Annotated in this window: 12 protein-coding genes; 11 read left to right on the plus strand and 1 reads right to left on the minus strand. The window is 56.7% G+C overall.

Going from position 1 to position 12,146, the window contains the following annotated elements:
• The first annotated feature begins 2 nt into the window (after nucleotides 1–2).
• The 3 genes from ftsE to rpoH all read left to right on the plus strand — a co-directional run bounded on the left by ftsE (nucleotide 3) and on the right by rpoH (nucleotide 2,742).
• Entirely contained in the window at nucleotides 3–671 is a 669-nt protein-coding gene (gene ftsE / locus ACXKZD_RS01535) for a cell division ATP-binding protein FtsE (protein WP_010253318.1), read from the plus strand.
• Nucleotides 661–1,644 carry a permease-like cell division protein FtsX gene (gene ftsX, locus ACXKZD_RS01540; protein WP_010253316.1) on the plus strand — a complete coding sequence of 328 codons (984 nt, stop codon included), beginning with the start codon at nucleotides 661–663 and terminating at the stop codon, nucleotides 1,642–1,644. The genes ftsE and ftsX overlap by 11 nt, the downstream gene beginning before the upstream one ends.
• Nucleotides 1,645–1,884: 240 nt before the next feature.
• Nucleotides 1,885–2,742: an RNA polymerase sigma factor RpoH gene (gene rpoH, locus ACXKZD_RS01545; protein ID WP_010253314.1), complete on the plus strand. Its 858-nt coding sequence runs from the start codon at nucleotides 1,885–1,887 to the stop codon at nucleotides 2,740–2,742.
• Between the two features lie 59 nt (nucleotides 2,743–2,801).
• On the opposite strand, the gene panM is transcribed toward rpoH, so the two are convergent.
• Nucleotides 2,802–3,197, minus strand: coding sequence for an aspartate 1-decarboxylase autocleavage activator PanM (panM, locus tag ACXKZD_RS01550; RefSeq protein WP_033759053.1), 396 nt, complete (start codon nucleotides 3,195–3,197; stop codon nucleotides 2,802–2,804).
• Between the two features lie 395 nt (nucleotides 3,198–3,592).
• Here panM and ACXKZD_RS01555 point away from each other — a divergent pair, with 395 nt between their 5' ends.
• The 8 genes from ACXKZD_RS01555 to ugpE all read left to right on the plus strand — a co-directional run bounded on the left by ACXKZD_RS01555 (nucleotide 3,593) and on the right by ugpE (nucleotide 12,145).
• Nucleotides 3,593–4,705, plus strand: a complete 1,113-nt coding sequence (locus ACXKZD_RS01555; RefSeq protein WP_061901967.1) for a branched-chain amino acid ABC transporter substrate-binding protein — start codon at nucleotides 3,593–3,595, stop codon at nucleotides 4,703–4,705.
• A gap of 134 nt (nucleotides 4,706–4,839) precedes the next feature.
• Nucleotides 4,840–5,766, plus strand: a complete 927-nt coding sequence (livH, locus tag ACXKZD_RS01560) for a high-affinity branched-chain amino acid ABC transporter permease LivH (RefSeq protein WP_009087789.1) — start codon at nucleotides 4,840–4,842, stop codon at nucleotides 5,764–5,766.
• Nucleotides 5,763–7,034, plus strand: a complete 1,272-nt coding sequence (locus tag ACXKZD_RS01565; RefSeq protein WP_010253305.1) for a high-affinity branched-chain amino acid ABC transporter permease LivM — start codon at nucleotides 5,763–5,765, stop codon at nucleotides 7,032–7,034. Before livH ends, ACXKZD_RS01565 begins: the two co-directional genes overlap by 4 nt.
• Nucleotides 7,031–7,798, plus strand: a complete 768-nt coding sequence (livG, locus tag ACXKZD_RS01570; RefSeq protein WP_010253302.1) for a high-affinity branched-chain amino acid ABC transporter ATP-binding protein LivG — start codon at nucleotides 7,031–7,033, stop codon at nucleotides 7,796–7,798. The genes ACXKZD_RS01565 and livG overlap by 4 nt, the downstream gene beginning before the upstream one ends.
• Before the next feature lies 1 nt (nucleotide 7,799).
• On the plus strand, nucleotides 7,800–8,513 hold the full coding sequence (gene livF, locus ACXKZD_RS01575; protein ID WP_029519452.1) for a high-affinity branched-chain amino acid ABC transporter ATP-binding protein LivF: 714 nt from the start codon (nucleotides 7,800–7,802) through the stop codon (nucleotides 8,511–8,513).
• A 531-nt stretch (nucleotides 8,514–9,044) separates the two neighbouring features.
• A complete protein-coding gene (gene ugpB, locus ACXKZD_RS01580) occupies nucleotides 9,045–10,361 on the plus strand; it encodes a sn-glycerol-3-phosphate ABC transporter substrate-binding protein UgpB (RefSeq protein WP_010253297.1) in 1,317 nt (438 codons plus the stop codon).
• Between the two features lie 54 nt (nucleotides 10,362–10,415).
• Complete coding sequence (gene ugpA / locus ACXKZD_RS01585) at nucleotides 10,416–11,303, plus strand: sn-glycerol-3-phosphate ABC transporter permease UgpA (RefSeq protein ID WP_010253295.1); 888 nt, start codon at nucleotides 10,416–10,418, stop codon at nucleotides 11,301–11,303.
• Entirely contained in the window at nucleotides 11,300–12,145 is an 846-nt protein-coding gene (ugpE, locus tag ACXKZD_RS01590; protein ID WP_033768036.1) for a sn-glycerol-3-phosphate ABC transporter permease UgpE, read from the plus strand. The genes ugpA and ugpE overlap by 4 nt, the downstream gene beginning before the upstream one ends.
• Nucleotide 12,146 lies beyond the last annotated feature (1 nt).

The raw sequence follows: 12,146 nt of genomic DNA on the forward strand, positions 1-12,146 counted from the left end.
GGATGATTCGCTTTGAAGAGGTCAGTAAGGCATATCTCGGCGGACGTCAGGCGCTGCAGGGGGTAGATTTCCGTCTGCGTCCTGGCGAAATGGCGTTTCTGACCGGCCACTCCGGTGCCGGTAAAAGTACCTTGCTGAAGCTGATTTGTGGCATTGAGCGCCCGAGTGCCGGAAAAATCTGGTTCAGCGGCCATGACATTTCCCGCCTGCGTAACAGCGAGGTGCCTTTTCTGCGTCGTCAGATTGGCATGATTTTCCAGGATCACCACCTGCTGATGGATCGTTCGGTTTATGAAAATGTGGCGATCCCGCTGATTATCTCCGGTGCCAGCGGCGAAGACATTCGTCGTCGCGTTTCGGCGGCACTGGATAAAGTGGGTCTGCTCGACAAAGCGAAAAGTTATCCGATTCAGCTTTCTGGCGGTGAACAGCAGCGTGTGGGCATCGCCCGTGCGGTGGTGAACAAGCCAGCCGTGCTGCTGGCCGATGAACCGACCGGTAACCTTGACGACGCGCTGTCAGAAGATATTCTGCGCCTGTTCGAAGAGTTTAACCGCGTCGGCGTCACCGTCCTGATGGCGACGCATGACAGCGGTCTTATCGCCCGACGCAACTACCGGATGATGACGCTGAATCAGGGACGTCTGCACGGAGGCCACGATGGTCAATAAACGCATTAAACGTCCGGCTGCGCCGAAAGCGAAGCAGCAGTCGAAGAGCAAAGCGCTGAAAGGCGGCTGGCAGGAGCAGTGGCGCTATGCGCTGCGCGGTACGCTTTCTGATATGTGGCGTCAGCCGCTGGCAACCCTGCTGACGGTGATGGTCATCGCCATTTCACTGACGCTGCCCAGCGTCTGCTACATGGTGTGGAAAAACGTCAGCCAGGCGGCAACGCAGTGGTATCCGGCGCCGCAGTTAACCGTTTATCTCTCCAAAACGCTGGATGACACGGCGGCAGAAAACGTGGTGGCGCAGCTCAAGCAGGTCGAAGGCGTGGATAACGTCAACTACCTGACGCGGGAAGAGGCGCTGAACGAGTTCCGCAACTGGTCAGGCTTTGGCGGCGCAATGGATATGCTGGAGCAGAATCCGCTGCCTGCGGTGGCCATCATCACACCTAAGCTCAATTTCCAGAACTCAGACACCATGCAAAGCCTGCGCGATCGGGTGACCAAAGTGCAGGGCGTGGATGAAGTGCGGATGGATGATAGCTGGTTTGCGCGGCTGGCGGCGCTGACCGGGCTGGTGGGGCAGATCGCTTCAATGATTGGCGTGCTGATGATCGTGGCAGTGTTCCTGGTGATCGGTAACAGCGTCCGGCTCAGCATCTTTGCCCGACGCGACACCATTAACGTGCAGAAGCTGATTGGTGCCACTGACGGCTTTATCCTGCGTCCGTTCCTCTATGGCGGGGCGCTGCTGGGCTTCAGCGGGGCGGTGCTGTCGCTGCTGCTGTCGGAAGTGCTGGTGCTGCGTCTGCAGTCCGTTGTTGCCAGTGTAGCGACGGTATTTGGTACCACCTTCTCGCTGGAAGGCTTCTCGTGGGATGAGGCGCTGCTGCTGTTACTGATTGCGGCGATCATCGGCTGGGTGGCTGCGTGGCTGGCAACGGTACAACATTTACGTCGATTTACGCCGCAGTAAACGCCTGCAACATTTTTTTGTTATAATGGTCCTCTGCTACCGATGGTGGGTGCAGAGGATATTTCCCCTCTTCCCTTCCTGTCATCTGTGTGTAAAATATTCACCGCTATAATTGAACTTGTGGATAACTTTACCACTCTAAGTAGCACAGATTGCTTTCGGATTTCGCGCGACGTTGACGTAATGTATCGTCTGCGCAGGGAAATGTGCGGCAATTCCACTGAATTTGTGAGGGTTTGAATGACCAAAGAAATGCAAACTTTAGCTATTGCTCCTCTTGGCAACCTGGAGTCTTACGTCCGGGCTGCGAATACCTGGCCGATGCTCTCGGCAGAAGAGGAAAAAGCGTTGGCTGAACGGCTGCATTACCAGGGCGATCTGGATGCGGCAAAGACGCTGATCCTGTCTCACCTACGCTTTGTAGTTCATATCGCTCGTAATTACTCCGGCTACGGTCTGCCACAGGCTGACCTGGTCCAGGAAGGCAATATCGGCCTGATGAAAGCGGTACGTCGCTTCAACCCAGAAGTGGGCGTGCGTCTGGTTTCGTTTGCCGTGCACTGGATTAAAGCGGAGATTCACGAATACGTGCTGCGTAACTGGCGTATCGTGAAAGTCGCGACCACCAAAGCACAGCGTAAGCTGTTCTTTAACCTGCGTAAAACCAAGCAGCGTCTGGGCTGGTTCAATCAGGACGAAGTCGAGATGGTTGCGCGTGAGCTGGGCGTAAGCAGCAAAGATGTGCGTGAAATGGAATCGCGTATGGCCGCGCAGGATATGACCTTTGATATGTCTGCCGACGACGAGAGCAGCGAAGGCCGCTCTATGGCACCCGTGCTTTATCTTCAGGATAAAACCTCTGACTTTGCTGACGGCATTGAAGAGGATAACTGGGATGCGCATGCGGCTGACAAGCTGAGCTATGCGATGGAAGGTCTGGATGAGCGTAGTCAGCACATCATTCGCGCCCGCTGGCTGGACGAAGACAATAAAACCACGCTGCAGGAGCTGGCCGATCAGTACGGCGTGTCAGCCGAACGTGTCCGGCAGCTGGAAAAGAACGCCATGAAGAAACTGCGTATGGCGATCGAAGCGTAACGCACTTCGACATCTTAAGGGGCGACTTTATGTCGCCCTTATTGTTTTTCTGCGCCTGACTATTCTACCGCCATTATCCAGCCGTCACTCTGCGCCCTGAAGCCACACGCCTGCATAAAGGCTGCCCGCACCTGCTGATCGTCACTGCCATCATCGGCAATCCACCAGTCCGCTATCGACCCATTCTGCCTGATCGTCTCCTCCAGTAAATATTGTCCCACCCCGCGTCGCCGGGTGACATCGCGCACCGACAGTCGGTGAATTTTGCCGTGGATCCCGGCGATTTCCAGCTGCAAACCCGCCAGTAGCCGGTCGTTAAAACGGGCAGCATAGAGACGATGGCGCTCATCCAGCTGCTGCTCCAGTTGTTCAATCTCCAGATCCGGCCAGACTTTGCCAAGATCGATGCGGTCCTGCGCGGTCAGCGTGGTTAAACGCTGGATAGTGAGCTTCATAACAAAAACCTCTGTAACAGGGGAAAGTGCAGCGAAAATGTACAACCAGAGTGCTACCACATTTTCATCAATAAAACAGGTCAAAAGATGGTCGGGATGCCAGGATGATAGTTGTAAACAGGGAGAGCGTGCGATCAATCCAGCATAACGCGCTGGCAAAGCGGTGAAAAACCGGCCGTTGCCTCCAGTGTATTATGCTGTTTCACTCAGTCAATTCTGAATATGTCAGTTGATTTACAGAAGAAACTTCCTGTTTAATAACCTGAAAAATAAAGCCTTATTAATAAAAAATGTCAGAAAAGTACGCTAACTCATTCATGCTTAATCAGTTTTCGACTTTATCTGACAGCACAAACACTCACAACATACACGACAAAACAAATGGGGTAGTCAGGATGAAAATGAAAGGTCGCGCATTACTGGCGGGATGTGTAGCACTGGCGATGAGCCATGCGGCGCTGGCTGAAGATATCAAAGTAGCGATTGTCGGCGCAATGTCTGGCCCGGTGGCGCAGTACGGCGACATGCAGTTCGCCGGTGCGACTCAGGCAATTGAAGATATCAACGCCAAAGGCGGTGTTAACGGCAACAAACTGGTTGCGGTGAAATATGACGACGCCTGTGACCCGAAACAGGCGGTTGCGGTAGCGAACAAGGTGATTAACGACGGCATCCGCTACGTGATCGGCCATCTCTGCTCTTCATCCACCCAGCCCGCTTCTGACATCTATGAAGATGAAGGCGTGCTGATGATTACCCCGGCGGCGACCGCCCCTGACCTGACTTCCCGCGGCTATAAACTGATTATGCGCACCACTGGTCTCGACTCCGATCAGGGTCCGACCGCCGCGAAATATGTGATGAGCGAGCTTAAACCGCAGCGCATCGCCGTGGTGCATGACAAACAGCAGTATGGCGAAGGCCTGGCGCGCTCCGTACAGGAGAGCCTGAAAAAGCAGGGCGCTAATATCGTGATGTTTGAAGGTATCACCGCTGGCGATAAAGATTTCTCTACGCTGGTCGCGCGCTTCAAGAAAGAGAATGTCGATTTCGTCTATTTTGGCGGTTACTACCCGGAAATGGGCCAGATCGTGCGTCAGGCACGTGCTGCGGGCCTGAAAACCCAGTTTATGGGACCGGAAGGCGTGGGTAACGCCTCGCTGTCGAACATCGCCGGTGCCGCTTCTGAAGGCATGCTGGTGACCCTGCCAAAACGCTACGACCAGGTTGAAACCAACAAACCGATCGTTGAAGCGCTGAAAGCGAAGAAACTGGATCCGACCGGACCGTTCGTCTGGACCACCTATGCCGCACTGCAGTCGCTGGCAACCGGCATGGAGCGCAGCAAGAGCGCTGAGCCGGACGCTATCGTGAAAAACCTCAAGGACGGTGCCGCGGTGCCAACCGTGATGGGCAACCTGAACTGGGATGAGAAGGGTGACCTTAAGGGCTTTGAATTCGGCGTCTTTAAATGGCATGCCGATGGCACCTCGACTGCTGTGAAGTAAACCAGGCTGTTTTGTGGTGAGCGGGAGACCGGTTAACCGGTTTCCCCTGACCAGCGACACGAACGCCTGGTGCTGGTCTGCCAGGCGTTTTTTGTACCCCGATCGCCCATGATCGGTTAAGTAAGGGTCAAGGTATGTCCGAGCAGTTTCTCTATTTTATTCAGCAGATGTTTAACGGTGTGACCCTGGGCAGCACCTACGCGCTGATCGCCATCGGTTACACCATGGTTTACGGCATTATCGGCATGATCAACTTCGCCCACGGCGAGGTCTACATGATCGGTAGCTATGTCTCCTTTATCGTGATTGCCGCCCTGATGATGATGGGCATCGACACCACCTGGCTGATGATTGCGGCCGGCTTTGTGATGGCGGTAATTATCTCCAGCGCCTACGGCTGGAGCATTGAGCGCGTCGCCTACCGGCCTGTGCGCTCGTCCAAGCGCCTGATTGCGCTGATCTCCGCCATCGGGATGTCGATATTCCTGCAAAACTACGTCAGCCTGACGCAGGGTTCACGCGACCTGGCGCTGCCGAGTCTGATTACCGGACAGTGGACGGTAGGCGAGAGCAACGGCTTTGCCGCCACGATTTCTACCATGCAGATAGTGATCTGGGTGGTGACGTTCCTGGCGATGCTGGCGCTGACCACCTTTATCCGCTACTCACGCATGGGCCGCGCCTGCCGCGCCTGCGCAGAAGACCTGAAAATGGCCAGCCTGCTGGGAATTAATACGGATCGCGTGATCTCGCTGACCTTTGTCATCGGTGCCGCGATGGCCGCGGTGGCGGGCGTATTGCTGGGACAGTTCTACGGTTCAATCAACCCCTTCATCGGCTTTATGGCAGGTATGAAGGCATTCACCGCCGCCGTGCTGGGCGGGATTGGCAGTATTCCGGGCGCGATGATTGGTGGTCTGGTACTGGGCATCGCCGAGGCGCTGACCTCGGCCTATCTCAGCACGGAATATAAAGATGTGGTCTCGTTTGCCCTGCTGATTGTGGTGCTGCTGGTGATGCCGACCGGGATTCTGGGTCGCCCGGAGGTCGAAAAAGTATGAAGACTTCCTTTATCAATGCCCTGATCTCCTCGGTGATGCTGCTGGTGCTCGCCACCTTCTTTATGGGGCTGCGCCTGAACCTGGACGGCACTAATCTGGTGGTGCAGAACGCCGGTAGCGTGCGCTGGAACTGGATCGCCACAGGCTGTGCGGTGGTGTTTCTGTTTCAGCTGCTGCGTCCGGTATGGCAAAGCGGCCTGAAGAAAATCTCCGGTCCGGCGCTGGTGTTACCGGGTCTGGATGGCTCGACGCCGAAGCAGAAGCTGGTGATGGCGGTGCTGATTATCGCCGCCGTTGCCTGGCCATTCCTGGTGTCACGCGGCACCGTGGATATCGCCACCATGACGCTGATCTACGTGATGCTCGGCCTAGGCTTAAACGTGGTGGTCGGCCTCTCTGGCCTGCTGGTGCTGGGTTATGGCGGCTTTTACGCCATCGGTGCCTACACCTTTGCGCTGCTGAACCACTATTATGGTCTCGGCTTCTGGCAGTGCCTGCCGCTCTCCGGCATAGTTGCCGCGCTGTTTGGTCTGCTGCTGGGCTTCCCGGTGCTGCGACTGCGCGGCGACTATCTGGCGATAGTGACGCTGGGCTTCGGTGAGATCGTGCGTATTCTGCTGCTGAACAATACCGCCCTGACCGGCGGGCCGAACGGCATCAGCCAGATCCCGAAACCGACGCTGTTTGGTCTGGAGTTTGGCCGTACGCCGCGGGAAGGCGGCTGGGATACCTTCCATAACTTCTTTGGGCTGAAGTACGATCCCAGCGACCGCATTATCTTCCTCTACCTGGTGGCGCTGCTGCTGGTGGTGCTGACGTTGTTTGTGATCAACCGGCTGCTGCGGATGCCGCTGGGCCGAGCCTGGGAAGCCCTGCGTGAGGATGAGATTGCCTGCCGTTCACTGGGCCTCAGCCCGACCCGCATCAAGCTGACCGCCTTTACCATCAGTGCCGCGTTTGCCGGTTTTGCCGGCAGCCTGTTCGCGGCACGTCAGGGCTTTGTCAGCCCGGAATCCTTTACCTTTGTCGAATCCGCCTTTGTGCTGGCGATTGTCGTCCTGGGCGGGATGGGGTCGCAGTTTGCGGTGATTCTGGCCGCCATCCTTCTGGTGGTGTCACGCGAGCTGATGCGCGATCTCAATGAGTACAGCATGCTGGTGCTGGGTGGCCTGATGGTGCTGATGATGATCTGGCGTCCGCAGGGCCTGTTGCCGATGAAGCGTCCGCATCTGAAGCTCAGAACCGGTAAACAAGGAGAGCAGGCATGATTCAGCCTTTATTAGCCGTTGAAGGCCTGATGATGCGCTTCGGCGGTCTGTTAGCCGTGAACAATGTGGCGCTGGAGCTGCGTCCGCAGGAGATCGTTTCGCTGATTGGCCCCAACGGTGCCGGTAAAACCACCGTGTTTAACTGCCTGACCGGCTTTTACAAGCCAACCGGCGGGACGATCACATTGCGTGAGCAGCATCTGGAAGGGTTGCCGGGCCAGAAGATTGCGCGGATGGGCATCGTGCGGACGTTCCAGCATGTGCGTCTGTTCCGTGAGATGACGGTCATTGAGAACCTGCTGGTGGCGCAGCATCAGCATCTGAAAAGCGGCGTATTTTCCGGTCTGCTGAAAACCCCGGCGTTTCGCCGCAGTGAGAGCGAGGCGCTGGATCGTGCGGCGACCTGGCTGGAGCGGGTGGGGCTGCTGGATCTGGCTAACCGTCAGGCGGGCAATCTGGCCTATGGTCAGCAGCGTCGGCTGGAGATTGCGCGCTGTATGGTGACGCGCCCGGAGATCCTGATGCTGGATGAACCGGCGGCGGGCCTTAACCCCAAAGAGACCCACGAGCTGGACGCGCTGATTGCGGAGCTGCGAGGAGAACATAAGGTGTCGGTGCTGCTGATTGAACATGATATGAAGCTGGTGATGGGGATTTCTGACCGTATTTATGTGGTCAATCAGGGAACGCCGCTGGCTAACGGAACGCCGGAAGAGATTCGTAATAACCCGGATGTCATTCGTGCCTATTTAGGAGAGGCCTGAGATGGCAAATGCGATGTTAACCATTGAGAACGTCAGCGCCCACTACGGCAAAATTCAGGCGCTGCACAACGTCAGTCTCTATATCAATCAGGGCGAAATCGTCACCCTGATTGGCGCTAACGGTGCCGGAAAAACCACGCTGCTGGGTACGCTGTGCGGCGAGCCGCGCGCGACGCAGGGCACCATTACCTTTGATGGCAAAACCATCACCGACTGGCAAACCTCGCGCATTATGCGTGAAGCGATCGCCATCGTGCCGGAAGGCCGGCGCGTCTTTTCGCGCATGACGGTAGAAGAGAACCTGGCGATGGGGGGCTTTTTTGCCAGCCGTCCGGACTATCTGACACGTATCAAGCGCGTTTATGAACTCTTCCCGCGTCTGGAGGAGCGTAAAATCCAGCGCGCCGGGACGATGTCGGGCGGCGAACAGCAGATGCTGGCGATTGGCCGTGCGCTGATGAGCCAGCCGCGCCTGCTGTTGCTGGACGAACCGTCGCTGGGACTGGCACCGATCATTATTCAGCAGATCTTCGACACCATTGAGCAGCTGCGCAGCGAGGGGATGACGATTTTCCTGGTGGAGCAGAATGCGAATCAGGCGCTGAAGCTGGCGGATCGGGGCTATGTGCTGGAGAACGGGCATGTGGTGCTCGAAGACACAGGTTCAGCTCTCCTTTCCAACGAAGCCGTCCGCAGCGCGTACCTCGGAGCTTAATATTCAGAGGCCTGGCTTGCTTGCCAGGTTGCGGTTGGGCAGTGCTCGCCATCCTCACGTATATGTGTACGCTCCGGTGGCTGCGCGCTTTGGTACACAGGCCTGGCTTACTGGTCAGGTTGCGGTTGGGCAGTGCTCGCCATCCTCACGTACTACTTGTACGCTCCGGTGGCTGCGCGCTGTCCGCCCGCAACCTGCCTGCGCCGCCGACGGCCTTGAGCATCGGTGTGGGTGTTGCCGCCAACGGCCTTTTGAAATTGGTGAGGGGTGTATCGCCATCAGTCTTTAAGTTTGGTGAAGTGAAAACCCGCTGCGGGCTTTTTTACTGCCCAGCCGCTCTGCAAATTATGTAACCAAAACCTGGCAGCGGTGCCGCGTTACCGCTGCGCTGCCAGACTCCTCTTTTGCGCATACCGGTCTGTCACCCGGCTGTCATCTTTCTGTTATTAATCCTTCATTTCCCCGTGTCATGTTACTTCGCGAAACAGAAATCCGTGATTTCACGCGTATTTACCTGCACAGGAAAATTCTATGTCCGTCGTTACCTTTCGTCGTAGCCTGATGAGCGTGCTGCTCGGTCTGACGCTCAGCAGCCATGCCATGGCCGCCACTGAGATCCCTTTCTGGCACTCTATGGAAGGCGAGCTAGGCAAAGAAGTGGATTCGCTGGCACAGCGTTTTAACCAGACGCATCCCGATTACAAAATTGTTCCGACCTACAAAGGTAACTACGAGCAGAGCCTGGCAGCAGGGATTGCGGCAGTGCGCAGCGGCAAAGCCCCTGCGGTGCTGCAGGTTTATGAAGTCGGTACGGCGACCATGATGGCCTCGCAGGCGATTGTGCCGGTGCATCAGGTCTTCAAAGACGCCGGTATCCCCTTTGATGAAAAGCAGTTCGTGCCAACGGTGGCGGGCTACTACAGCGACAGCAAAGGTCAGCTGATCTCTCAGCCGTTCAACAGCTCGACGCCAGTGCTCTACTACAACAAAGACGCCTTTAAAAAAGCGGGTCTGAACCCGGATCAGCCACCAAAAACCTGGCAGGAGCTGGCGACGGATGCCGCTGCACTGCGCAAATCGGGCATGAGCTGTGGCTACGCCAGCGGCTGGCAGGGCTGGATCCAGATTGAAAACTTCAGCGCCTGGCACGCTCTGCCGGTAGCGACCAAAAACAACGGGTTTGACGGACTCGACGCCGTGCTGGAGTTCAACAAGCCGGTACTGGTTCGTCATATCGAGCTGCTGGAAGCGATGAACAAGAAAGGGGACTTCACCTACTTTGGCCGCAAAGATGAGTCCACCGCCAAGTTCTACAACGGCGACTGCGGCATCACCACCGCCTCATCCGGTTCGCTGGCTGATATCCGTCATTACGCCAAATTCAACTTCGGCGTTGGCATGATGCCGTATGACGAGACCGTGCCGAATGCGCCGCAGAACGCCCTGATCGGTGGCGCCAGCCTGTGGGTGATGAAAGGCAAAGATGCGACAACCTACAAAGGCGTGGCTGAGTTTATGCAGTTCCTCGCTAAACCAGAAATCGCCGCGGAATGGCACCAGAAAACCGGCTATCTGCCGATTACCACCGCCGCCTACGAGCTGACTAAACAGCAGGGCTTCTACGATAAGAATCCGGGTGCGGATATCGCCACCCGACAGATGATGAACAAACCGCCACTGCCGTTCACTAAAGGCATGCGTCTGGGCAATATGCCGCAGATTCGTACCGTGATCGACGAAGAGCTGGAAAGCGTCTGGACCGGCAAGCAGTCGCCGCAGAACGCGATGGATAACGCAGTGAAACGCGGTAATGAGTTGCTGCGCCGCTTCCAGCAGCAGGTGAAGTAATCTCTCCTTGCGGGCCAGCTCAGGCTGGCCCCTCTCTCTGACGCCAGGTATGCCATGTCTTCATCTCGTCCGGTCTTTCGCACCAGTCTGTTGCCCTATCTTCTGGTGCTGCCGCAACTGCTGATTACCGCCATCTTCTTTCTCTGGCCTGCCGGTGAAGCGCTGTGGTACTCGCTGCAAAGCCTCGATCCCTTTGGCATCTCCAGCAGCTTTGTCGGGCTGGAAAATTTCAGACGCCTGTTTGCCGATCCTTACTATCTGGATTCGTTCTGGACCACCATAAAATTCAGCGGCATGGTCACGGTGTTCGGCATGGTCTTTTCGCTGCTGCTGGCGGCGCTGGTGGATTATGTGGTGCGGCTGCGCCGTCTCTATCAGACGCTGTTGCTGCTGCCCTACGCCGTTGCGCCTGTCGTGGCCGCGGTACTGTGGATGTTCCTGTTTAATCCGGGCCTGGGCCTGTTCAGCTATCTGCTGAACCACATCGGCTACAACTGGAACTACGCGCAAAACAGCGGTCAGGCGATGTTCCTGATTGTGCTGGCATCAATCTGGCAGCAGATGAGCTACAACTTCCTGTTCTTCTTCGCTGCGCTGCAATCGATCCCTAAATCGCTGGTGGAAGCCGCCGCCATTGACGGTGCCGGACCGGTGCGTCGCTTCTTCAACCTCTCGCTGCCACTAATTACGCCGGTCAGCTTCTTCCTGCTGGTGGTGAATCTGATCTACGCCTTCTTCGATACCTTCCCGGTGATCGATGCCGCCACCGGCGGCGGGCCGGTGCAGGCGACCACCACGCTGATCTACAAAATCTATCGCGAAGGCTTTACCGGTCTGGATCTCTCCTCGTCCGCTGCGCAGTCGGTGGTGCTGATGCTGCTGGTCATCGGGCTGACGGTGCTCCAGTTCCGCTTTGTTGAACGTAAGGTGCAATACCAATGATTGAGAATCGACGCGGGCTGGATCTCTTCAGCCACATCGTGCTGGTGCTGGGCGTGCTCACCATCCTGTTTCCACTCTATGTTGCCTTTGTGGCGGCGACGCTGGATAACGAAGCGGTCTATCATGTGCCGATGACGCTGGTACCCGGCACGCACCTGTGGGAGAACATCTCGCGCATCTGGACGCATGGCGTCAACGGCAACGGGCCGGCGTTTGGCCTGATGCTGCTCAACAGCATGATCATGGCGCTGGGCATCACCTTCGGCAAAATCACGGTGTCGATGCTGTCAGCGTTTGCGCTGGTCTGGTTTCGCTTTCCGCTGCGCACGCTCTTTTTCTGGCTGATCTTCATCACCCTGATGCTGCCGGTTGAGGTGCGTATCTTCCCGACGGTGCAGGTGATTGCCGATCTCAACCTGCTCGACAGCTACAGCGGATTAACCCTGCCGCTGATGGCTTCGGCGACCGCCACTTTCCTGTTCCGCCAGTTCTTTATGTCGCTGCCGGATGAGCTGGTGGAGGCGGCACGCATCGATGGTGCCAGCGCGATGCGCTTCTTTATCGACATTGTTCTGCCGCTGTCGAAAACCAATCTGGCGGCGCTGTTTGTGATCACCTTTATCTACGGCTGGAACCAGTACCTCTGGCCGCTGCTGATCATCAATGACGCCAGCCTCGGCACGGCGGTGGCGGGGATCAAAAGCATGATCTCCACCAGCGGCTCACCGACCCAGTGGAACGAAGTGATGGCGGCAATGTTATTAACCCTGATCCCACCATTGGTGGTGGTGTTAGTCATGCAGCGTGCCTTTGTGCGCGGTCTGGTTGAGAGTGAGAAATAAG

The sequence above is a fragment of the Pantoea sp. ABR1s genome (genome assembly GCF_057812235.1).